Genomic DNA, 21,048 nt, shown 5'->3' with positions numbered 1-21,048 from the left:
GGAACGCAGATGCTCACCGGAACGCACCGCTTCCCGAAGCAGGACCAGATCGTCTACGGGCGCCCGGCCGCCGAGGTGGTCGCCGAACTGGCGAAGGCCTGGGGCTGTTCGCGCCTGCTGGTGACCACGACCCGGTCGCTGGCCGACGGCCTGGCGGCGGAATTCGCCGGATCGCTGGGCGACCTGTGCGTCGGCGTCTTCTCCGACATCGGCGCGCACTCGCCGCGGGAAGGGGTGATCGGCGGCGCAGCGGCCGCGCGGGCGGCCGGCGCGGACCTGCTCGTGGCCCTGGGAGGCGGGTCGGTGATCGACGCGACCAAGGTGATGCAACTGGCGCTGTGGGCCAGCCTGAAGCGCGTCGACGAGCTCGACGCCTATCGCGCCGGTCGCGGCCCGGACCGGGTGGACGTCGCCAAGGTCGCCGCGGGCGTCCGGATGATCGCCGTGCCGACGACGCTGTCGGCCGCCGAATTCACGCCTTTCGCCGGCGTCAGCGACGCCGCTCGCCGCGTGAAGGAGGGCTACACCCACCCGCTGCTCGCGTCGCGGGCCGTGGTGCTCGATCCGGCGATGACGCTGTCGACGCCGGCGCAGCTGTGGGGCTCCACCGGCATGAAGGCGGTGGATCACGCCGTGGAGCAGCTGTGCCACCCGGTGCGCGCGCCCTATGCGGACGCGCTGGCCCTCGACGGGCTGAAGCGGCTGGCGGCGGGCCTGGCCGCCAACCAGGCGGATCCCGAGGACCTGGACGCTCGGCTGCAGTGCCAGTTCGGCATGTGGCTGGCGATCAGCGGCGTCGGCTCCGGCCGCGGCATGGGCCCCAGCCACGCCATCGGCCACACCCTGGGGGGCAGCTATGGCGTCCCGCACGGGGTCACCTCGTGCGTCATCCTGCCGGCGGTGCTGGAATGGACCGGCGCCGCCGCCGGCGCTCAGCAGGACCTGATCGCCGACGCCCTGGGCGCGCCGACGGCCGCGGACGGCGTTCGCGGGCTGGTGAGCGGCCTGGGCCTGCCGACGACGCTGAAGGCCGTCGGCGTGCTGCCCCAGGCCTTCCAGGCCATCGCCGAGCACACGATCCACGATGGCGGCGTCCGCAACAGCGCCCGGCCGATCTCGGGGCCGGCCGATATCGTCGAGATTCTGCAGATCGCGGCCGGCTGAGCTCAGCCCGCCAGGAACGCCCCGATCTCCCGGTAGGCGGCGCGGTCCTGCAGCATGAACAGGTGGCCGCCCTCGTACCAGCGCAGCTCGGCGCCGGGGATGCGGGCCGCCATCTTCTCCTGGGTCGCGGGCAGGGCGATGCCGTCGTAGCGACCGGCGGCGATCAGCACCGGGCAGGCGATCTGGTCCAGGCGATCCCAGGTGTCGTGCTTCGCCCGCGCCTCCAGCTGGCGATGCGCGCCCTCGGCCCGGCCCGGCTCGCCCGCGAACGGGTCGGCGGCCGCCAGTTCGACGAAGCGTTCGTAGTCTTCGGGATTGGCCGCCGCCCAGGCCGCGTCGCGCCGCGTGTCGCTGATCGGCATCAGGAAGCGGGCGCGGTCCGTTCCCGTGAGATGCTCGATCTCGTGGAAGGGATACGACGCCCCGCCTTCGCCGCCCGGCGACGTACAGGCCAGCACCAGCCGCTTCACGCGTCGCGGATGCCGCAGCACCAGCTCCTGTGCCACCATACCGCCGAACGAGACCCCGATCACCGCGACGTTGTCCCACCCTACGTGGTCCAGCAGCGCCGCCGCGTCGTCCGCGTATTGCGCCATGGAATAGGGGACGTCCGGCTTGTCGGTCCGTCCCAGCCCGCGCTGGTCGTAGGCCACCAGGTCGAACGCCTTGGCCAGCGGCGAGGCGAACACGTTCGGCTGCACCCGGAGGTCGCCGCCGGTCCCAGAGATGAACAGCAGCGGCGGGCCGTCGCCGGCGCGCTCGAAGTGAAAGTTCAGGCCGTTGAGGGTCGCGTTGGGCATGGTGCGTTAGCTTGACCCTGATATTGGCGAGTTGAGGTTAGGTCGGCTTGGAAGGGCTGTGTACACCACGCCCAGCTTGTCCTGGAACACGCTGCCGAGCTGCTGCAGGACGTTGAGCGCATGGCCGACGTCTGCACCGAGATACTCCCGCATTCCGTCGACTAGCCGATTGAGCGCGATGGCCCTCATGCGGAGCGAGGGCGACAACTCTGCTGTGGCCATGTGTCCGTCGATTCCCTCTGGCGTCAGCGCATCAACCAGCTCTGTGCGCTTCTGGGTATAGAACCTCATCACGTCGATGGTCGCGTTGTGCTTCTCGTCCAACATGATGAGGTCGTTGAAGAGCTTCATCGCCTGCAGTTCGACGACGAGCGCTACTTCCTCGTGCGAGAAGGTTACGTGGCTTGGTGCGTTTACGAGTCCGTCGATGACGCGCCATGGATCGGCGCGTTCATTGTCCGTCGCGTCCTTCAAGGCGCTATCAATGATCCCGTGAACGCCTCTTAGGTGGGAGTAGATTTGACCCACTTTGATTAGTAGCGCGTACGCGTTGCTTCGGTTTCGCTCCCGCCTCGTATGACGGACGGACATCAGCTGAACAACGGCAGCGATGCCACCACCGAGTACCGCACCTGCTACCGCGGCCCAGAACTCACCGTCCACGACGTACCTCCGCCAAACCGTGCGGAAGCAAGTCGCGCATGGCGCAGCTTGTCGAGGGCTTTCGCGACTCTAGAACGGCGTTTCGTCGTCCTCGATCGGGGCTGCGGCGGCCTTGGCCTTGGCCGGAGCCTTCTTCTTGGCGGCGCCCTTCTTCGCGGGCTTCTTCTTGGCCGTCGTCTTGGCCTCGGCGCCCTCGGCCTTGGCCTTGGCCGCGCGGGCCGGCTTCTTGGCCTTCTTGCCGCCGCCCTTGGCTTCGCGCTCGGCGATCAGGGCTACGGCCTGCTCCAGGGTGACCTCGAGCGGGTCGGCGCCGCGGGGCACGTTGGCGTTGGTCGACCCGTGCTTGATGTAGGGGCCGTAGCGGCCCGACAGCACGCGGATCGGCTGGCCGTCGACCGGGTGGGCGCCCAGCTCTTTGAGCGCCGCGGCCTCGGCCCCGCCACGGCGCCCGGCCCGCTTCGTGGCGATCAGGTCGACGGCGCGGTTGACGCCCACCTCGAACACCTCGTCGGCGGTCGGCAGGTTGGCGTAGGTGCCCTCGTGCAGGACGAAGGGTCCGAAGCGGCCGAGGCCGGCCAGGATGGGCTTGCCGTCCTCGGGGTGCAGGCCCACCTCGCGGGGCAGGCGCAGCAGGCGCAGGCCCTTCTCCAGGTCCATGTCGGGCGCCGACCAGCCCTTGGGCAGGCTGGAGCGCTTGGGCTTCTCGCCTTCGCCCAGTTGGACGTAGACGCCGAAGCGGCCGGTCTTGAGGAACACGGTCTCGCCGGTCACCGGATCGACCCCCAGTTCACGGTCGCCGGTCGGGCCGTCCTCGCCCTCTTCGGCCACGGTCAGCGGCCGGGTGTGGCGGCACTCGGGATAGTTCGAGCAGCCCAGGAACGGCCCGAAGCGGCTGGACTTCAGCCCCATGCGGCCGGAGTTGCAGACCGGGCAGGCGCGGGGGTCCGAGCCATCGGCCTTCGCCGGGAACAGGTGCGGGCCCAGGCTGGCGTCCAGCGCGGTGAGCACGTCGCTCATCCGCAGCTCGCCCATCTCGCCGATCTTGGCGTTGAAGTCGGCCCAGAACTCGCGGAGCAGGACCTTCCAGTCCAGGTCGCCCGCCGACACCAGGTCGAGGCGCTCCTCCAGCCCGGCGGTGAAGTCGTACTCGACGTAGCGGCCGAAGAACTCCTCCAGGAAGGCGCTCAGCAGGCGGCCTTTGTCCTCGGGGACGAAGCGCTGCTTCTCCATCCGGACGTAGGCGCGGTCGCGCAGCACGGTGAGGATCGAGGCGTAGGTCGAGGGCCGGCCGATGCCGAGCTCCTCCATCTTCTTCACCAGGCTGGCTTCGGAGTAGCGCGGGGGCGGTTCGGTGAAGTGCTGGTCGGCCTTGGCTGAGCGGACATTGGCCGCGGCGCCGTCGGCCACCTGCGGCAGGCGGCCCGACTCTTCGTCCTCGGGGTCGTCCTTGCCCTCTTCGTAGACCGCCAGGTAGCCCGGGAAGGTGACCACACGGCCCGAGGCTCGCAGGCCTGTCTGGCCGTCGGCGCTGTCGAGGTTGATGTTGGTGTCCTCGATCCGGGCCGCTTCCATCTGCGAGGCGATCATCCGCTTCCAGATCAGCTCGTACAGCCGGCCCAGATCGCCCTCGAGGCGCAGCTTGCCGGGGTTGCGGCCCAGGCTGGTGGGGCGGATGGCCTCGTGGGCCTCCTGGGCGTTCTTGGCCTTGGTGGAATACATCCGCGCCTTCTCGGGCACGTATTCCTTGCCGTAGAGCCCGTTGATCACCGCGCGGGCTTCGTCCAGCGCCTCGGGCGCGGTCTGCACGCCGTCGGTCCGCATGTAGGTGATGAGACCGACCGTCTCGCCGCCGATGTCGATGCCCTCGTAGAGCTTCTGGGCGGCCTGCATGGTGCGTTGCGCGTTGAAGCCCAGCTTGCGCGAGGCCTCCTGTTGAAGCGTCGAAGTGGTGAATGGCGGCGGGGGCGAGCGGCGGCCGGGCTTGCGCTCGACCGAGGTGACCTTGAACGACCCGGCCTTGACCGCGTCGCGGGCGGCGAAGGCGCTGGCCTCGTTGGCCAGGTCGAACTTCGTGAGGCGCTTGCCCTCGTGTTTCACCAGACGGGCGGTGAAGGGATCGCCGCCGGCCGACACCTCGGCTTCGACGGTCCAGTACTCCTGGGTCCGGAACCGCTCGATCTCGAGTTCGCGGTCGACGATGATCCGCAGCGCGACGGACTGCACACGCCCGGCCGAGCGCGAGCCCGGCAGCTTGCGCCACAGGATCGGCGAGAGCGTGAAGCCCACCAGGTAGTCGAGGGCGCGGCGGGCCAGGTAGGCGCGCACCAGCTCCATGTCCAGGTCGCGCGGGTTGGCCATCGCCTCGGTGACGGCGGCCTTGGTGATGGCGTTGAACACCACCCGCTGCACGGCCATGTCCTTCAGGGCGCGCTTCTTCTGCAGCACCTCCAGGACGTGCCAGCTGATGGCTTCGCCTTCGCGGTCGGGGTCGGTGGCGAGGATCAGGGTGTCGGCGCCCTTGGCCGCGTCGGCGATCTCGTTCAGCCGCTTGGCGGCCTTCGCGTCGACTTCCCACGACATGTCGAAGTCCTCGTCCGGGCGCACCGAACCGTCCTTCGCGGGGAGGTCGCGGACGTGGCCGTAGGAGGCGAGCACGGTGTAGTTCGAGCCAAGGTACTTGTTGATGGTCTTGGCCTTGGCCGGGCTCTCGACGATGACGACGTTCATTATAAGGTGTGCTTGTCCCAAAAGAGCGCGGAAGGTGGGGGTGGTCAGCGGGGCGTGTCAACGGGCGGATTCGCCCTGTTCCGGCGAGCCCCCTAAGGGGGGCTCACGAGGTCGCGACCATTCCGCCCGGCAGCAGTTCTGCCCGTCCAGCCAGCGCCAGCTCGGTCAGGGCGGCGAAAACGAGGGGCGCCGGAGCGCCCGCCGCCCGCACCAGTTCGTCCCGCGAGACCGGCGTCGGGGACAAGAGGTCGGCCACCCGGTCGCGCAGGCCGTCGTCGGGTTCGACGCAGGGGGCCGGGCCGAAACGCGAGCGCTCGGGTTCGCGGAAGCCGTCCAGGCCCTCCAGCGCGCGCAGCACGTCGTCGGCGCCTTCGCAGATGGCCGCGCCCTGGCGGATCAGGTCGTTGGTTCCCTTGGCGCGGGGGTCCAGGGGCGAGCCAGGGACGGCCAGCACCTCGCGGCCCTGTTCGTTGGCCAGGCGGGCGGTGATCAGCGACCCCGAGCGGAACTCGGCCTCGACCACGACGACGGCGCGGGACAGACCGGCGATGATCCGGTTGCGGCGGGGGAAGTCGCGGGCGACCGCCGTCCGGCCGGGTTCGTTCTCACAGACCACGCAGCCCGTCTCCACGATCCGCTCGTAGAGGCCACGATGCTCGGGCGGATAGATGTCGTCGACGCCGCCCGCCAGCACCGCCACCGTGCCGGTGGGCAGCGCGCCCTCATGGGCGGCCGCATCGATGCCGCGCGCCATGCCCGAGACGATGACATGCCCGCTCGCGCCCAACTCGGCGGCGAGGCCGCGGGCGAACCGCTGGCCCGCGGCCGAGGCGACGCGGGCGCCCACGATGGCGACGTTTCGGCGGTCGAGCAGTTTGGTATCGCCCCGGGCCCAGATCACCGGCGGCGGCGGATCCAGGGCGGCCAGCGCCTGGGGGAAGTCGGCTTCGCACGACGCGATCAGGCGGGCGCCCAGGGCCGCGCCGTCGGCCAGCTCGTGCTCGGCCTCGGCTTCGGAGGCCACGCGCAGTCCTGGGCGGCCGCCGCGGCGGGCCAGGTCGGGCAGGGCGGCCAGCGCCAGAGACGCCTCGCCGAACCGCACGATCAGCTCGTTGAAGGTGACGGCGCCGACGTTGTCGGTGCGGCTCAGCCGCAGCCAGTCACGCCGCTCGGCATGGGACAGCTTGCGGATCACGCGTCAGGGGGCCGTTTGTCGGTGTAGAGCTCCGGCGGCATCGGCGGCCCGCCGTTGTGGCCCTCCATCGGCTTCTTGGCGCCGATCCGCGGCTCCTCGCCTTTCAGGATGCGGCGGATGTTGTCGCTGTGTCGCACGTAGATCAGCAGCGCCATGAACAGGGCCAGCAGGGCGATGGCGGGCGGTCGGCCGATCAGCAGCGTGATGGCCGGCGCCAGCGCCACGGCCACCAGGGCGGCCAGGGACGACATCCGGAACAGGAAGGCCACGATAAGCCAAGTCGCCCCGGCCAGCACGCCGACGGGCCAGGCCGCGGCCAGCAGGGTGCCGAAGAACGTGGCCACCCCCTTGCCGCCCTTGAAACCCAGCCAGACGGGAAACAGGTGGCCCAGGAACGCCGCGCCGCCCGCCAGCGCCGTGAGCACGGCCTGCTGCTCGACCGTGCCGTGTCGGGTGGCCAACCAGGCCAGCAGGACCGCCACCGCACCCTTGCCGCCGTCGCCCAGCAGGGTGATCAGCGCCAGGTCGCGCCGCCCTGTGCGCAGGACGTTCGTTGCCCCGATGTTTCCGGACCCGATGCTGCGCACATCGCCCGCGCCGCCAAGTCGCGTGGCGATCACGCCAAACGGAATCGATCCCAGCAGATAGCCGCCGACAATCGCGATGGTGAAGAGCATGGCGCTGGTCATGCAGATCGGTTCCCCCGGTTTGTGGGGATGCTAGCGCGACGGCGGTCCATGCCCCAACAGTAAAGAACATATAGAGAACTTCAAGCGGCGTCAGGGCGACTGGCTTGGAATGGCGGGTGAAGGGACTAACCTGGACACATGATCCTGGTGACCGGTTCCGAAGGCCTCGTCGGCCGGCATGTCTGCGCAAGGCTTGAAGCCATGGGCCGCGCCGTCCGTCGGTTCGACCTCCGCCGGAACCCGCGCGAGGATGTGCGTCGGGCCGAAGCCCTGGAAGCCTCGCTGCGCGATGTCACAGGCGTCCTCCATCTCGCCGCCGTGACCAGGGTTGACGCCGGCGAGGCGGACCCCGCCAACTGTGAAGCTACGAACGTCGATGCGCTCCACCAGTTGCTCAAACTGTGCCTTGAGCGGCCGCACCGTCCCTGGGTCGTCTTCGCGAGCAGCCGGGAGGTCTACGGAACCCCGACAACCTTTCCGGCGTCCGAGGACGCGGACCTGAAGCCGATGAATGTCTACGCCCGGAGCAAGGTGCGGGGCGAAGCGATGGTCCAGGCGGCTCGCGAGGCCGGCTTGCGCGCCGGCATATGCCGCCTGTCCAGCGTCTACGGGTGCGTGGCGGATCATCCGGATCGGGTGGCGATGGCGTTCGCAGGCGTGGCGGCCAGGGGCGGCGCCATGCGGGTGGACGGCTCCGACTGTGAGTTTGATTTCACGGCGGTGCGCGACGTCGCAATCGGACTTTGCCGCCTAATCGACGCCATGGAGTCTGGAGAGCAACTGCCCCCGATCCATTTTGTCAGTGGGCGTGGCGTGCGGCTCGGGACGCTGGCCACGCTGGCGGGGCGCCTGGCCCGAGCCCCGTTCGAAATCATCGAGGCGCCCGCGCGGACCTACGATGTCTCCCGGTTCATCGGAGATCCGACCCGCGCACGCGCCCTGTTGGGATGGCAGGCCGACACCTCGATCGAGCAGGGGATGGCGAGACTTGTCGCCGATCTGTCGATGGCTGTCGGGCCGAGTGCACGGGCGGTACAGGGCGCATGACGCTCGACGGCGTGATCGTACCGGAGCGCCCCGGGGAGATTCGCGCCTGCCTTGTGGTGCGCGATGAGGCGCTGCGGTTGCCATCGACGCTCGACCACCATCGTCGCCTCGGGGTCGAGCGCTTCCTGGTGATCGACAACGGCTCGGTGGATGGAACACAGGATCTGCTCAGCGCCCAACCTGACGTCCACACGTTCCACACGACAGAAACCTTCGCCGCCAGCCGCGACGGGTTGAGCTGGAGCAATGCGGTTCGTGACGCGTTCTGCGACGGGCACTGGACGCTGAGCGTCGATGCCGATGAGCAGCTCATATACCCCGGCGTCGAGCACTTGGATCTGAGAGCATTGTGTGAACTGCTGGAGGCCCAGGGCGCAGATTGCCTGCTGGCGTTCCTGCTCGACATGTACAACGAGGGTGATGTGGCGGAGGCCGTACATGATCCGGCGCGACCGCTGCTGGAGACCTGCGGCTGGTTTGATCCTGGTCCGTATCGCGTGCGCCGGGGAGGGCCGTTTCCTTCGATCTCGATCTACGGCGGCCCGCGGGATCGGATGATCGCCTTCAAGCCCTACCAGGAGGGGCCGCCGCTCCTGACAAAGGTGCCGCTGGTGCGTTGGCGGCGCGGCATGCGGTATCTGCTGTCCACCCACCGGATGTCGCCGGCGCGGCTCTTTCCGGCGATCGGCGCGCTGCTGCACTTCAAGTTCCTGAGCGATTTCAGCGATCGTGTTGAGACGGCCGTTGCGGGTGGCTGGCACGCGGGCGCCGAGCGGGAGTTCCTGGCCTATCGGGCGCATGCGCATGCGAACCCGCGCATGCGGTTCCACCACACGGGATCGGTGAAATACGAGGACAGCGGCCAGCTTGTGCGTTTGGGGGTGATGTACTCGAATCCCGCACTGGACGCCGCCATCCAGTCAGCTCAGGACGGCGGAAACGAGACGCCGTAGACCAGCCGATCCATCATGGGAGGACGAGTTCCTCTCCGTCCTCGAGATGAGCTTCGATGTCGAATTGGAGGCCCGGATGGCGAGCCTCCGGCGCGCCAGGCGGGATGCAACCTGTGCGGTTGTTGCTGAGTGTTAACCGTTTGAGTCGATGATTCTCTCGCCAGGCCTGCCGACCGCGACATGGGGTTGCTGCCGCAGAGCCGGGCGGAGACGCAAATGGGACTGTTCGGCAGATCTGGGCGCGACGGTGAGCGTGGCGGAGAGCATCTGCGACGGCTCGAAGGCATGGTGGCGGCCATCGAGCGATCCCAGGCCATCATCGAGTTCGAACTCGACGGGACCATCGTCCGAGCCAACCAGAACTTCCTGTCGACCCTCGGCTACACGGCCTCCGAGATCGTCGGACGCAAACACGCCATCTTCGTCGATCCGCTGGAGGTCGAGAGCGATGCGTATCGTGACTTCTGGCGCACCCTGAACCGCGGCGAGTTCGTCGCTGCCAAGTTTCGCCGACTTGGCAAGGGCGGCCGGGAAGTCTGGATCCAGGCGTCCTACAACCCCATCCTCGACGCGGCGGGCAAGGCCGTGCGCGTGGTCAAATTCGCCACCGACATCACGGCGGTCGAAACCGAACGCGCCCGCGCCGAGAGCGAGCGCGCGGCCGCAATCGCCCGCGAGCAGCAAAAGATCGTCGGCCACGTCGGCGCCGCCCTGAAGCGGCTTTCGGAGGGTGACCTTACGGCCAACATCAGCAACGACCTCGATGGCGCCTACTCGCCGGTCCGGGACGACTTCAACCGCGCCCTCGAGAACCTGCGTGGCGTCATGGGTTCGGTGCTGCAGGCCACGAAGGCGCTGGGCAGCGGTTCGGACGAGATCGCCGCGGCGTCCGACGACCTGTCGCGCCGCACCGAACAGCAGGCCGCCAGCCTGGAAGAGACCGCCGCGGCGCTGGACCAGATCACCGCCACCGTGAAGCGCAGCGCCGCGGGCGCCAAGCAGGCGTTCGAGGTCGCGTCCGGCGCACGTTCCGAGGCCCAGCGCTCGGGCATTGTGGTGCAGGAGGCGGTCGCCGCCATGCACGACATCCAGGAGAGCGCCGGGAAGATCTCGTCGATCATCGGCGTCATCGACGAGATCGCCTTCCAGACCAACCTGCTGGCCCTGAATGCCGGCGTCGAGGCCGCTCGGGCCGGCGAAGCGGGCCGGGGCTTCGCGGTTGTCGCCGCCGAGGTTCGTGCGCTGGCGCAGCGTTCGGCCCAGGCCGCCAAGGAGATCAAGGCCCTGATCTCGGCGTCGACCGAACAGGTGAATCGCGGCGTCGGTCTGGTCGGAGAGACCGGCAAGACCCTGACCGCCATCGTCGAGCGCGTGGCCGAGATCGACGGGCTGGTCTCCGAGATCGCCAGTTCGGCCCAGGAACAATCCACCGGCCTCAGTCAGGTCAACAGCGCCGTCAACCAGATGGACCAGGTGACCCAGCAGAACGCCGCCATGGTCGAGGAAACGACCGCCGCCGCCAGCCAACTGAAGGGCGAGGCCGGCAACCTGTCGCGACTGGTCAGCCGCTTCCAGATCGACGACGGATCACCCGCCGCCACGACGCCCGTGACCCGCGCTCCGGCCCGGCCCGCACCGATCCGGCCCGCACCGGGCGCCCGGGCGATGCAGCAGCAGCTCAAGGCCGCCGTGGGCGAGGACTGGGCCGAGTTCTAGCCAGAGGCTGTCCCGCTCGGGTTGCACGCTGAGCGCCGGTGGGCGAACGTCGAAACGCGGCGGTGAGGGGCGGAATGCGGCGGGAAGGACGGCCCGTACCGGATCGGCCCGGAGAGATTCGGGCCTGTCTGGTGGTGCGCAACGAGATGCTTCGGCTGGAGTCGGTCTTCCAGCACCACCGCGAACTCGGGGTGGACAGGTTCCTGGTCATCGACGACGACTCGACAGACGGCACCCGCGAGTTCGTGGCCGACCAGCCCGACGCACACCTCTTCCCTGGAGAGGGTGGCTACGGCGCGTCGCGATCCGGCCTGGACTGGACCAACGCGCTGCTCGACCAGCACGGGGACGGCCACTGGGTCCTGACGATCGACGCCGATGAACTCTTCGTCTTTCCGGGGTGCGACCGGGTGGATCTGGCGGGCTTCTGCGATTTCCTGGACGGGCAGGGCGCCGAGGGCGTCCTGGCTCTGCTTCTGGACATGTTCGGGCCGGGGCGCCTCAGCGACGCTATCCACCAGCCGGGCGGCTCGCTGATCGAGACGTGCCCCTGGTTCGATCCCGGCCCTTATCGCGCCGTTCGGGCGGGGCCGTTCCCGCACTTGCAGTTCCACGGAGGCCCTCGCGCGCGGCTCTTCGATTTTGCCCCGATGCAACCGCGGCCACCCGTGCTCAGCAAGGTGCCGCTGGTGAAGTGGCGCCGCGGTCGGCGCTATCTTCTGTCCACGCACGGGATCACGCCGCTCGCGCTGCCGCCCATGCTGGCGGCCTTGCTTCACTTCAAGTTCCTGAGCGACTTCCCCGAACGGGTCGATGTCGCGGTCGCCGAGGCCCAGCACTATGGCGGGGCCCAGGAGTACGTCGCGTATCGCAATGGTCTGGACGCCGGTGGGGCCTTGGTTGTGCGGGACGAGCGCTCGCTCCGATATGAGGGGCTGCACCAGCTGGAAGCGCACGAACTCATGCAGGCGAGCGACGCCTACCTCGACTTCCTGGCGTCCCGTCAGGCCGAGTAGACCGTCCGGCCATCCACCATGGTGCGCAACACCTTGCCCTGAAGACGCCGGCCGTCGAACGGCGAGTTCTTGGACTTCGAGAGCAGCTTGTCGGCGTTGATCACCACGGGGGCGTTGAGGTCGCACAGCACGAGGTCGGCGGGCGCGCCCTTGGCGATCCGTCCCGAGGGCACGCCCAGCAGCGTGGCGGGGGCCACGGTCACCGCGCGGATCAGGTCGATCAGCGGGATGCGGCCTTCGTGGTGGAAGGCGAGCAGGGCGGGCAGCAGGGTCTGCAGGCCCACGGCGCCCGGGGCGGCCTCGTCGTAGGGTAGGCGTTTGTCCTCGGCCGGCGCAGGCGCATGGGCCGAGACGATCACCTGGATCAGGCCCGAGGCCACAGCCTCGATCACCGCCTGGCGATCGTCCTCGCTGCGCAGCGGCGGGTCCAGCTTGCAGAAGGTGCGGTAGTCTCCGATGTCGATCTCGTTGAACGACAGGTGGTTGATCGAGGTGGTCGCCGTCACCGGCAGGCCACGATCCAGCCCGCGCCGCAGGCTCTCCAGAGCGCCGGCGGTGGTGACCTGGTCGACGATGAACGGCGCCCCGGTCAGCTCCACCAGCGCCAGGTCGCGCTCCAGCATGATCCGCTCGGCCACCGCGGGCGCCGACGGGAGGCCCATGCGCGCCGCGAACTCGCCCTCGCTGGCCGCCGCGCCGGCGGACAGCCAGGGGTCGGCCGGACGGTGCGCCACGGCCACGCCGAACGCCTTGGCGTAGCTCATCACCCGGCGCAGGACCTTCGAGTCCACGATCGGGCGGTCCGCGTCGGTGATGTAGAGGCAGCCCGCCTCGTGCATCAGGCCGATCTCGGCCATCCGCTCGCCCAGGCAGCCCTTGGTCGCGGCTCCGGCGGGATAGACGTTCACCAGCTCGATGTCGCGGGCCCGGCGCAGGACGAAATCGACGACCGCCGGCTCGTCCATGGCCGGGTGGGTGTCGGGCTGCAGCACCATGGTGGTGACGCCGCCGGCCGCGGCCGCCTGGGCGGCGGACTTCAGCGTTTCCTTGGGCTCGAAGCCCGGCTCGCCGGTCTTCACCCGGATGTCGACCAGGCCGGGGATCAGCAGCGCGCCGCCGGCGTCGATGACCTCGACGTCGCTGGACAGGGCGCCCAGGCCGTTTCCCTTCGCGACGTCGGCGATGACGCCCTCGGTGACAATGACGCCGCCCCGGCCGTCATAGTCGGACGCCGGATCGACGATGCGGGCGTTGGTGATCGCGACAGGCCGGCTCAACGCTCGTTCTCCAGCCGGGCCGCCAGCGAGGTCAGCACGGCCATTCGGGCGGCCACGCCCATCTCGACCTGGTCCTGGATCAGGCTCACCGACAGGTCGTCGGCGACATCCGAGTCGATCTCGACGCCGCGGTTCATCGGGCCCGGGTGCATGACGCGCACATGCGGCGCGGCCAGGGCCAGCTTTTCGCGGTCCAGGCCGAAGAAGCGGAAGTACTCGCGCTGCGACGGCGCCATCACGCCATCCATCCGCTCGAGCTGCAGGCGCAGCATCATCACCACGTCACAGCCGGCGATGCCCTTGCGCAGGTCGTGGAAGACCTCGACGTTCCAGCGGTCGGCGGCCGACGGGATCAGCGTGGGCGGCCCCACCAGCCGTACGTTGGCACCCAGCATCTGCAGCATGGCGATGTTCGAGCGCGCCACGCGGCTGTGCATGACGTCGCCGCAGATCGCCACCTTCAGCCCGGCGATCTCACCGAACGCGCGCCGGATCGACAGCGCGTCCAGCAGCGCCTGGGTCGGATGCTCGTGCTGCCCGTCGCCGGCGTTGATCACCGAACAGCCCACCTTCTGCGACAGCAGGCTGGCCGCGCCGGACGAGGCGTGCCGCACCACCAGCAGGTCGGGCTGCATGGCGTTCAAGGTGACGGCCGTGTCGATCAGCGTCTCGCCCTTCGAGATCGACGACGACCGGGGGCTCATGTTGACCACGTCGGCCCCCAGGCGCTTGCCGGCCAGCTCGAAGCTGGCCTGCGTGCGGGTGGAGTTCTCGAAGAACAGGTTCATCAGCGTGCGACCCTTCAGCAGGTCGAGCTTCTTCGAGGTCTGGCGGTTGAGGCTGACGAATCCGTCGGCGAGATCGAGGAGGTTGGCCACCTCCACCTCGTTCAGATCGGTCGCAGACAGGAAATGGCGCTTGGGGAAGGAGAAGGTCCGCTGAAGGACCTCGTTCAGACCAGGAGGGGCGCCGCTCATTAAAGCGCCGTCTTAGTGGGGCCCGACCGGCAAGGGAAGCCGACGCAACGGATGATCCCCAGTTTCCTTCGCGGGCGGCATTGTACGGCGGGCCCGGAGGTCTACATCGGCGGGAACCACAAACGCCCGGGGGATTCCGTGACCGTCAGCCTGCACACCTTCGTCGACCTCTACTCCAAGGCCCTCGTCACCCTCGACAACATACTGACCAAGGGCGCGGCGTTCGCGGCGTCCAAGGGGGTCTCCGAGGCCGACATGCTGAACTGGCGGCTGGTCGACGACATGAACCCCCTGAGCTTCCAGGCCATGGTCGTGATCAACTTCTCCAAGCAGTGGCCGGCGCGCGTGGCGGGCGTGGAGGTTCCCGAGAGCATCGACGAGACCCTCGACCTGGCCGGCTTCAAGGCCGAGATCGCCAAGGCGAAGGACTGGCTCGCGGGCCTCACGGCCGACAAGCTGGCGGGCCGCGAGGACGTCTCGGTGACCTTCAACCTGGGCATGATGGAGCCGACGCTGCCGGGGCAGACCTGGCTGACGGGGTTCTCGACCACGAACGTCTATTTCCACCTGTCGATGGCCTACGCGATCCTGCGCGCCCGCGGCGTCCCGTTGGGCAAGCCCGACATGTTCGCCGGCGGGCTGTAGCCGGGACGGGCGGGCGGAGCGCCTCTAGGCGTTACGCAGCCGGTCCAGGGCGCCCTGAAGGATCCAGGCGGCCGCCGCCTTGTCGACCACCTCGGCGCGGCGGGCGCGTGAGGTGTCGGCCTCGTCGATCAGCATGCGGTTGACGGCCATCGAGCTCATCCGCTCGTCCCAGAAGGCGATCGGCAGGTCGCGGATGCGCAGGACGTTGCGGGCGAAGGCGCGGCAGGACTGGGCGCGGGCGCCCTCGGTGCCGTCCATATTGACCGGCAGGCCGATCACGATGGCCTGGGCCTCGCGGCTTTCCATCATCTTCGTGAGTGTGGCGAGGTCGTCGGTGAACTTGGTCTTGCGGATCAGGCCCAGCGGGCTGGCGATCGAGCGGCCGGCGTCCGAAACCGCCACGCCGATGGTCTTCTCGCCCAGGTCCAGGCCCACCACGGCGGCGTGGCGGGGCAGGAGTGCGGGCAATTCCAGGAGATCGACGACGGCCATCGTCGCGTCTTAGCACCGGTTTCCGCAGAGGTGTTCGGCGATCTTGCGCCTAGTCCTGTCGCGCCGATGCGCCGTATCTGCCGGACCGTACAATCGATCTGGACTTCGAATGACCGACAAGACCGTCGCCTGGCCCGTCAAGACCCGCGAGCTGCTCAACCACCACATGGACTCCACGATCTGGGACCGCTTCGCGTTTCGCGATGACGACGTGATCGTGGCGACCTACGCCAAGTCGGGCACGACCTGGACGCAGCAGATCGTCGGCCAGCTGCTGTTCGCCGCGCAACCCGATGTGCCGATCCACGACATTTCGCCGTGGCTGGATCTGCGGGTGATGCCGCCGGACACCCTGGAGCGCCTGGAGGCCCAGACGCATCGACGGATCGTCAAGACCCACCTGCCGCTGGACGCCCTGACCTTCTCGCCGAAAGCCAAATACCTCTACGTCGCCCGCGACGGCCGCGACGTGGTCTGGAGCCTCTACAACCACCACTGCAACGGCAACGCGTTCTGGTACCAGCTGCTGAACGAGACGCCCGGGCTCGTGGGCCCGCCTATGCCGGAGCCCGACCCCGACATCCGCAGCTACTTCCGGACCTGGCTGGCGGAGGACGGCTGGCCGTTCTGGGGCTACTGGGACAATATCAGGACGTGGTGGGACGCCCGGCGCCTGCCCAACGTGAAGCTGGTCCACTTCGCCGACCTGAAGGCCGACCTGGAAGGCCAGATGCGGGCGATCGCCGACTTCCTGGGCTGCGATATCGCCGAGGATCAGTGGCCCACGATCCTCGAGCACTGCTCGTTCGAATACATGAAGGCCCATGCCGAGAACGTCGCGCCGTTGGGCGGGGCGATCTTCGACGGCGGGGCGAAGTCCTTCATCAATAGGGGCGTGAACGGCCGCTGGCGCGACGTGCTGTCGCCCGACGATATCACCGCCTACGAGGCGCGCGCGCTGGCCGAACTGGGACCCGATTGCGCCCGGTGGCTGGCCCACGGCGGGTCGTAAGGTCGTCGCCCCGTCACGCGACTTGCAATTGAGGGCCTCCCGCGGCTAACCCACGCCCTCGGAACCGGGCGTGCGGTCGGCGCGCCCGACACTTGCTTGAAATGCGCCTTTCCGACGGAAGGGCTTTGGGAGGGATGGTCATGGCCATCGACGCCGCGACCGTACGCAAGGTCGCGAGGCTGGCGCGGATCGCCGAGCCCGAAGAGAAGCTGGACCAGCTCGCCAAGGAGCTGAACGGCATCCTCGACTGGATCGAGCAGCTGAACGAGGTCGACACCGACGGCGTCGAACCGATGACCACGGCCGTTCACACCACGCTGCCGATGCGCGACGACGTCGTCACCGACGGCGGCGACCCGGCCCGCGTCCTGGGCAACGCGCCCAAGGCGGCCAGCAACTTCTTCGTCGTGCCCAAGGTGGTGGAATAGCCATGTCCGAACTCACCGGGCTCACCCTGAAGGCCGCCCTCGACGGCATGGCCAAGGGCGACTTCTCGTCGGAAGAGATCACCAGGGCGCACCTGACGGCCATCGAGGCCTCGCGGCCCCTGAACGCCTACGTTGTCGAGACCCCTGAAAAGGCCATCGCGATGGCCCAGGCCTCGGATGCGCGTCGCGCCAAGGGCGAGGCCGGCCCGCTGGAAGGCGCGCCGCTGGGCATCAAGGACCTGTTCTGCACCGAGGGCGTCCAGTCGACCGCCGGGTCGATGATCCTTCGTGGCTTCGAGCCCGCCTATGAGTCGACCGTCACCTCGCAGCTGTGGCGCGACGGCGGCGTCATGCTGGGCAAGCTCAACATGGACGAGTTCGCCATGGGCTCGTCCAACGAGACCTCGGCCTGGGGGCCGGTGGCCAATCCCTGGCGGGCGAGGGGCTCCAACGCCAACCTGACGCCCGGCGGCTCGTCGGGCGGCTCGGCCGCGGCAGTCGCCGCCGACCTCTGCCTGGGCGCCACGGCCACCGACACCGGCGGCTCGATCCGCCAGCCCGCGGCCTTCACCGGCACGGTCGGGATCAAGCCCACCTACGGCCGCTGCTCGCGCTGGGGCATCGTGGCCTTCGCCTCGTCGCTGGACCAGGCCGGGCCGATGGCGCGGACCGTCGAGGACACGGCGATCCTGCTCACGTCGATGTCGGGTCACGATCCGAAGGACTCGACGAGCCTGCCGATCGACGTGCCGGATTTCGCGAGCTTCTGCGGCAAATCGGTGAAGGGCCTGCGCATCGGCATTCCGAAGGAGTACCGCGTCGACGGCATGCCCCCCGAGATCGAAAAGCTTTGGGAGCAGGGGATCGCCTGGCTGAAGGAGGCCGGCTGCGAGATCGTCGAGGTGAGCCTGCCGCACACCAAGTACGCGCTGCCCGCCTACTACATCATCGCCCCCGCCGAGGCCTCGTCGAACCTGGCCCGCTATGACGGCATGCGCTACGGCCTGCGCGTCGATGGCGCGAACCTGACCGAGACCTACGAGCAGACCCGCGCCCAGGGCTTCGGCGCCGAGGTGAAGCGCCGGATCCTGATCGGCACCTACGTGCTCTCGGCCGGCTACTATGACGCCTACTACCTGAAGGCGCTGAAGGTCCGGAAGCGCATCGCCGACGACTTCGATCAGGCCTGGCAGACCTGCGACGCGCTGCTGACGCCGACGGCCCCCTCGGCGGCGTTCGCGCTGGGCCAGAAGTCGGATGACCCGGTGGCGATGTACCTGAACGACATCTTCACGGTGACGGTGAACCTGGCCGGTCTGCCGGGCATGAGCGTGCCGGCCGGCGTCGACGCGGGCGGCCTGCCGCTGGGCCTGCAGCTGATCGGCCGCAACCTCGACGAGGGCACGCTGTTCTCGCTGGGCTCGGCCATCGAGAAGGCGGCCGACTTCCGGGCCAAGCCCGAAAAGTGGTGGTAGCCTGAAGGCGAAAGCGCCCGCCGGAATGACCGGCGGGCGCTCCCGTTTCTGACCTGTCGGCGGCTCTTAGAGCTTGTCGAACTCGGCCTGGATTTCCTTCAGCTTGGCGTCGTCGAGAGCGCCTTGGCTCATCGGGGCGACCTGGCTGAGCGTCATCGTCGCGATCTGGTCGTAGAACTGGGTGATCGGCGGCAGGGCGGTTTCGAGGATCGCCTTGGCCTTTTCGTTCTTGATGATGTCGCCGATGGGCGTGGTTTCCACCGACAGCTTGCCCGAGGCAGGCGCAGCGGCCGGGGCGTGATCCTTGTGTTCCTGCGCCACGGCGGGCGCGGAAATCGCGGCCACGGCGAGCGCGGCGGCGAGGGCGAGAGTCTTCATTGGGTGTTCCTTTTCCCCGGTCTAAGCGTCGTTTAGACGCGCAGAAGGTTGAGTCCAATTCGAGGCAAAAGTGCAAGAGGGCATCTGCGCGCGCTGGCAGATTCCGCGTCGGTTCGGTAACAGGCGGCCATGAGTGAGACGCAAACCAAAGTGATCCAGGGCCGGACCGGCCCGTGGGAGATGGTCCTGGGCCTGGAAGTGCATGCCCAGGTCGCCTCGAACGCCAAGCTGTTCTCTGGGGCCGCGGTCGGCGCCGGGGCCGCGCCGAACGCGCAGGTCAGCCTGGTGGACGCGGCCATGCCCGGCATGCTGCCCGTCATCAATCGCCACTGCGTCGAACAGGCGATCAAGACCGGCCTGGGCCTGAAGGCGCAGATCAACGAATGGTCGCGCTTCGACCGGAAGAACTACTTCTATCCGGATCTGCCTCAGGGCTATCAGATCAGCCAGTTCAAGGACCCGATCGTGGGCGAGGGCGAGGTCATCGTCGAACGCGACGACGGCTCCACCTTCACCGTGCGCGTCGAGCGGCTGCACCTCGAGCAGGACGCCGGCAAGCTGCTGCACGACCAGGACCCGAACGCCACCTTCGTCGACCTGAACCGCTCGGGCACGGCCCTGATGGAGATCGTGTCGCGGCCCGACATGCGCTCGCCGGAAGAGGCGGCCGCCTACGTCAAGAAGCTCCGCACCATCCTGATCTACCTGGGCACCTGCGACGGCGACATGGAGAAGGGCAACCTGCGCGCCGACGTGAACGTCTCGGTCTGCCGTCCCGGCGACTACGAGAAGTTCCGCGCCACGGGCGACTTCAGCCACCTGGGCACGCGCTGCGAGATCAAGAACGTCAACTCGTTCCGCTTCATCCAGCAGGCCATCGAGTTCGAGGCGCGCCGGCAGATCGAGATCCTGGAGGACGGCGGCAAGATCGACCAGGAGACCCGCCTGTTCGATCCCAACAAGGGTGAGACGCGGTCCATGCGCTCCAAGGAGGACGCGATGGACTATCGCTACTTCCCCGAGCCCGACCTACTGCCCCTGACGCTGGATCCGGCCTGGATCAAGCGGATCGAGGCCGAGCTGCCCGAACTGCCCGACGCCAAGAAGGCCCGCCTGCAGTCGCAGTACGGACTCACGGCCTACGACGCCGGGGTGCTCATCATCGAGCAGGCCCGCGCCGACTTCTACGAGGCCGCCGTGGCTTCTGGGAAAGAGGGGGGCCGCGACGCCAAGCTGGTCGCCAACTGGGTGACCAACGACCTCGCCGCGCGCCTCACCGCGGGCGGTATCGATATCCAGGACAGCCCGATCAAGCCGGCGGCGATCGCCGAGCTCGTGCAGCTGATCGAGGAGGGCGTCATCTCCTCCAAGATAGCCAAGGACGTCTTCGAGCGGATGTGGAACGGCGAGGGCGCCGCGTCCGAAATCGTCGAGAAGCAGGGGCTGAAGCAGGTGTCCGACACCGGCGCTCTGGAAGGCATCATCGACGCCCTGATCGTCGCCAACCCCGGCCAGGCGGCCGCGGTGAAGGAGAAGCCCCAGGCCATCGGCTGGTTCGTGGGTCAGGTGATGAAGCAAACCGGCGGCAAGGCGAACCCGGGCGTCATCAACCAGCTGCTGAAGAGCAAGCTGGGGCTCTAGAGCCTGTCCGGTTCGGATGACTCATCTGAACCGGATGAACAGGCTCGATCTCTTTGATTTAGAGCGCGTTTCGGGGCGAAATCGGCTCCCACTTTCGCCCAACGCGCTCGCCCTACTGCACCATGTCGAAGATCTGGCCGTCGGCCATCGACACCAGGGCAAAGCCGTTGCCGACCCGCACCCAGGCGAAGCCCGCGGGCGGGGTGCGCAGGCGGTAGCGGCGGTAGTCGTCGACGATCTCGCCGCCGAAGTTGCGCGGCAGGTAGCCACCGCGCCGGGCCGCCGGCGGCGGGGATGCAAAGCCCCGGGGTCGCGGGCCGTCGCCATAGCGCGGGCGATCGTCGTCGCGCGGGCGCGGTTCGTAGCGGGGGCGGGGCGCATAGCGCGAGCGATCGTCGCCGTAGCCCAGCACAGGCGCCCGGCTGCGGGCAGCGTCTTCGTCGCGCCCCCGGCCACGGTCGTCGTCGCGGCGCTCACCGCGTCCACGATCCGCGGACTCGCGCCCTCGGTCGCGGTCCTGATCGTTCCTCGCGGAGGCGAGCGCCGCCGGCGGGGTCGCGGCGGTGACGCTGGCCACGGCGGCCATCAAGAGGAGCAGACGCTTCATCTTGGCGCGATCATGGCGCGGCGAGGCTGAACTCTCCCTGAACGCGGCGGCGCCGACATTCCCCCAAAAGTGTGGCTTTCAAGCTTCAGTTGGCCGGTCATCGTCCGTCTCCACCGCGACGGATAACGCGCTACGCCAGTGCGGCA

General features: G+C 68.7%; 20 protein-coding genes. 10 read left to right on the top strand and 10 right to left on the bottom strand.

Annotated features, from left to right (window positions below):
- The first annotated feature begins 9 nt into the window (after window positions 1-9).
- A complete protein-coding gene (locus ACQ66R_RS03005) occupies window positions 10-1,164 on the top strand; it encodes an iron-containing alcohol dehydrogenase (protein WP_430419117.1) in 1,155 nt (384 codons plus the stop codon).
- A gap of 2 nt (window positions 1,165-1,166) precedes the next feature.
- On the opposite strand, the gene ACQ66R_RS03000 is transcribed toward ACQ66R_RS03005, so the two are convergent.
- From ACQ66R_RS03000 to plsY, 5 genes are all read right to left on the bottom strand, one after another.
- Entirely contained in the window at window positions 1,167-1,964 is a 798-nt protein-coding gene (locus ACQ66R_RS03000) for an alpha/beta fold hydrolase (protein WP_430419115.1), read from the bottom strand.
- Between the two features lie 6 nt (window positions 1,965-1,970).
- On the bottom strand, window positions 1,971-2,627 hold the full coding sequence (locus ACQ66R_RS02995; protein WP_430419113.1) for a hypothetical protein: 657 nt from the start codon (window positions 2,625-2,627) through the stop codon (window positions 1,971-1,973).
- Between the two features lie 69 nt (window positions 2,628-2,696).
- Window positions 2,697-5,354, bottom strand: a complete 2,658-nt coding sequence (gene topA, locus ACQ66R_RS02990) for a type I DNA topoisomerase (RefSeq protein WP_430419111.1) — start codon at window positions 5,352-5,354, stop codon at window positions 2,697-2,699.
- Between the two features lie 103 nt (window positions 5,355-5,457).
- The gene (gene dprA / locus ACQ66R_RS02985) at window positions 5,458-6,549 is read right to left on the bottom strand and encodes a DNA-processing protein DprA (RefSeq protein ID WP_430419109.1); all 1,092 of its coding nucleotides are present in this window, start codon (window positions 6,547-6,549) and stop codon (window positions 5,458-5,460) included.
- Window positions 6,546-7,238 carry a glycerol-3-phosphate 1-O-acyltransferase PlsY gene (plsY, locus tag ACQ66R_RS02980; RefSeq protein ID WP_430419107.1) on the bottom strand — a complete coding sequence of 231 codons (693 nt, stop codon included), beginning with the start codon at window positions 7,236-7,238 and terminating at the stop codon, window positions 6,546-6,548. Before plsY ends, dprA begins: the two co-directional genes overlap by 4 nt.
- Window positions 7,239-7,376: 138 nt before the next feature.
- Between plsY and ACQ66R_RS02975 the strand changes: the two genes are divergently transcribed.
- From ACQ66R_RS02975 to ACQ66R_RS02960, 4 genes are all read left to right on the top strand, one after another.
- Window positions 7,377-8,285 carry an NAD-dependent epimerase/dehydratase family protein gene (locus tag ACQ66R_RS02975; protein ID WP_430419105.1) on the top strand — a complete coding sequence of 303 codons (909 nt, stop codon included), beginning with the start codon at window positions 7,377-7,379 and terminating at the stop codon, window positions 8,283-8,285.
- A complete protein-coding gene (locus ACQ66R_RS02970) occupies window positions 8,282-9,238 on the top strand; it encodes a glycosyltransferase family 2 protein (RefSeq protein WP_430419103.1) in 957 nt (318 codons plus the stop codon). The genes ACQ66R_RS02975 and ACQ66R_RS02970 overlap by 4 nt, the downstream gene beginning before the upstream one ends.
- A 216-nt stretch (window positions 9,239-9,454) precedes the next feature.
- Window positions 9,455-10,954: a methyl-accepting chemotaxis protein gene (locus ACQ66R_RS02965; RefSeq protein WP_430419101.1), complete on the top strand. Its 1,500-nt coding sequence runs from the start codon at window positions 9,455-9,457 to the stop codon at window positions 10,952-10,954.
- A gap of 74 nt (window positions 10,955-11,028) precedes the next feature.
- Entirely contained in the window at window positions 11,029-11,970 is a 942-nt protein-coding gene (locus ACQ66R_RS02960) for a glycosyltransferase family 2 protein (protein WP_430419100.1), read from the top strand.
- Here ACQ66R_RS02960 and pyrC read toward each other — a convergent pair.
- Complete coding sequence (gene pyrC, locus ACQ66R_RS02955; protein WP_430419098.1) at window positions 11,958-13,247, bottom strand: dihydroorotase; 1,290 nt, start codon at window positions 13,245-13,247, stop codon at window positions 11,958-11,960. The two genes, ACQ66R_RS02960 and pyrC, sit on opposite strands and share 13 nt — an antisense overlap.
- Window positions 13,244-14,224 carry an aspartate carbamoyltransferase catalytic subunit gene (locus ACQ66R_RS02950; protein ID WP_293362731.1) on the bottom strand — a complete coding sequence of 327 codons (981 nt, stop codon included), beginning with the start codon at window positions 14,222-14,224 and terminating at the stop codon, window positions 13,244-13,246. Before ACQ66R_RS02950 ends, pyrC begins: the two co-directional genes overlap by 4 nt.
- 138 nt (window positions 14,225-14,362) lie before the next feature.
- Here ACQ66R_RS02950 and ACQ66R_RS02945 point away from each other — a divergent pair, with 138 nt between their 5' ends.
- Entirely contained in the window at window positions 14,363-14,869 is a 507-nt protein-coding gene (locus ACQ66R_RS02945) for a DUF1993 domain-containing protein (protein ID WP_430419095.1), read from the top strand.
- A gap of 24 nt (window positions 14,870-14,893) precedes the next feature.
- Here the strand turns inward: ACQ66R_RS02945 and ruvX are convergent, their stop codons facing one another.
- The gene (gene ruvX, locus ACQ66R_RS02940; protein WP_430419094.1) at window positions 14,894-15,361 is read right to left on the bottom strand and encodes a Holliday junction resolvase RuvX; all 468 of its coding nucleotides are present in this window, start codon (window positions 15,359-15,361) and stop codon (window positions 14,894-14,896) included.
- Between the two features lie 109 nt (window positions 15,362-15,470).
- On the opposite strand from ruvX, the gene ACQ66R_RS02935 reads away from it, so the two are divergent.
- The 3 genes from ACQ66R_RS02935 (at window position 15,471) to gatA (ending at window position 18,276) form a co-directional block, all read left to right on the top strand.
- A complete protein-coding gene (locus tag ACQ66R_RS02935; protein ID WP_430419092.1) occupies window positions 15,471-16,373 on the top strand; it encodes a sulfotransferase domain-containing protein in 903 nt (300 codons plus the stop codon).
- A 140-nt stretch (window positions 16,374-16,513) separates the two neighbouring features.
- Window positions 16,514-16,801, top strand: coding sequence for an Asp-tRNA(Asn)/Glu-tRNA(Gln) amidotransferase subunit GatC (gene gatC / locus ACQ66R_RS02930; protein WP_430419091.1), 288 nt, complete (start codon window positions 16,514-16,516; stop codon window positions 16,799-16,801).
- A gap of 2 nt (window positions 16,802-16,803) precedes the next feature.
- On the top strand, window positions 16,804-18,276 hold the full coding sequence (gene gatA / locus ACQ66R_RS02925; protein WP_430419089.1) for an Asp-tRNA(Asn)/Glu-tRNA(Gln) amidotransferase subunit GatA: 1,473 nt from the start codon (window positions 16,804-16,806) through the stop codon (window positions 18,274-18,276).
- A 66-nt stretch (window positions 18,277-18,342) separates the two neighbouring features.
- Here the strand turns inward: gatA and ACQ66R_RS02920 are convergent, their stop codons facing one another.
- Window positions 18,343-18,654, bottom strand: a complete 312-nt coding sequence (locus ACQ66R_RS02920) for a hypothetical protein (protein WP_430419087.1) — start codon at window positions 18,652-18,654, stop codon at window positions 18,343-18,345.
- A 129-nt stretch (window positions 18,655-18,783) separates the two neighbouring features.
- Here ACQ66R_RS02920 and gatB point away from each other — a divergent pair, with 129 nt between their 5' ends.
- Window positions 18,784-20,295 (top strand): Asp-tRNA(Asn)/Glu-tRNA(Gln) amidotransferase subunit GatB, encoded by a 1,512-nt coding sequence (gene gatB, locus ACQ66R_RS02915; RefSeq protein WP_430419085.1) that lies wholly within the window; start codon window positions 18,784-18,786, stop codon window positions 20,293-20,295.
- Between the two features lie 112 nt (window positions 20,296-20,407).
- Here the strand turns inward: gatB and ACQ66R_RS02910 are convergent, their stop codons facing one another.
- Window positions 20,408-20,902 carry an RcnB family protein gene (locus tag ACQ66R_RS02910; RefSeq protein ID WP_430419083.1) on the bottom strand — a complete coding sequence of 165 codons (495 nt, stop codon included), beginning with the start codon at window positions 20,900-20,902 and terminating at the stop codon, window positions 20,408-20,410.
- Window positions 20,903-21,048 lie beyond the last annotated feature (146 nt).

This window comes from Phenylobacterium sp. (assembly GCF_965284355.1).
Classification (GTDB): domain Bacteria; phylum Pseudomonadota; class Alphaproteobacteria; order Caulobacterales; family Caulobacteraceae; genus Phenylobacterium.
The sequence above is the reverse complement of the archived record's forward strand: the minus strand, read 5'-3'. Positions and strand labels throughout refer to the sequence as shown.

What these genes read in the sequence shown, in the direction of transcription:
- gatB (WP_430419085.1), top strand. Translation starts at nt 18,784, where the DNA reads ATGAGTGAGACGCAAACCAAAGTGATCCAGGGCCGGACCGGCCCGTGG.
- ACQ66R_RS02965 (WP_430419101.1), top strand. Translation starts at nt 9,455, where the DNA reads ATGGGACTGTTCGGCAGATCTGGGCGCGACGGTGAGCGTGGCGGAGAG.
- ACQ66R_RS02950 (WP_293362731.1), bottom strand. Translation starts at nt 14,224, where the DNA reads ATGAGCGGCGCCCCTCCTGGTCTGAACGAGGTCCTTCAGCGGACCTTC.
- ACQ66R_RS03005 (WP_430419117.1), top strand. Translation starts at nt 10, where the DNA reads ATGCTCACCGGAACGCACCGCTTCCCGAAGCAGGACCAGATCGTCTAC.
- ACQ66R_RS02960 (WP_430419100.1), top strand. Translation starts at nt 11,029, where the DNA reads ATGCGGCGGGAAGGACGGCCCGTACCGGATCGGCCCGGAGAGATTCGG.
- ruvX (WP_430419094.1), bottom strand. Translation starts at nt 15,361, where the DNA reads ATGGCCGTCGTCGATCTCCTGGAATTGCCCGCACTCCTGCCCCGCCAC.
- ACQ66R_RS02970 (WP_430419103.1), top strand. Translation starts at nt 8,282, where the DNA reads ATGACGCTCGACGGCGTGATCGTACCGGAGCGCCCCGGGGAGATTCGC.
- ACQ66R_RS02910 (WP_430419083.1), bottom strand. Translation starts at nt 20,902, where the DNA reads ATGAAGCGTCTGCTCCTCTTGATGGCCGCCGTGGCCAGCGTCACCGCC.
- ACQ66R_RS03000 (WP_430419115.1), bottom strand. Translation starts at nt 1,964, where the DNA reads ATGCCCAACGCGACCCTCAACGGCCTGAACTTTCACTTCGAGCGCGCC.
- gatA (WP_430419089.1), top strand. Translation starts at nt 16,804, where the DNA reads ATGTCCGAACTCACCGGGCTCACCCTGAAGGCCGCCCTCGACGGCATG.
- topA (WP_430419111.1), bottom strand. Translation starts at nt 5,354, where the DNA reads ATGAACGTCGTCATCGTCGAGAGCCCGGCCAAGGCCAAGACCATCAAC.
- gatC (WP_430419091.1), top strand. Translation starts at nt 16,514, where the DNA reads ATGGCCATCGACGCCGCGACCGTACGCAAGGTCGCGAGGCTGGCGCGG.
- ACQ66R_RS02935 (WP_430419092.1), top strand. Translation starts at nt 15,471, where the DNA reads ATGACCGACAAGACCGTCGCCTGGCCCGTCAAGACCCGCGAGCTGCTC.
- ACQ66R_RS02920 (WP_430419087.1), bottom strand. Translation starts at nt 18,654, where the DNA reads ATGAAGACTCTCGCCCTCGCCGCCGCGCTCGCCGTGGCCGCGATTTCC.
- ACQ66R_RS02975 (WP_430419105.1), top strand. Translation starts at nt 7,377, where the DNA reads ATGATCCTGGTGACCGGTTCCGAAGGCCTCGTCGGCCGGCATGTCTGC.
- plsY (WP_430419107.1), bottom strand. Translation starts at nt 7,238, where the DNA reads ATGACCAGCGCCATGCTCTTCACCATCGCGATTGTCGGCGGCTATCTG.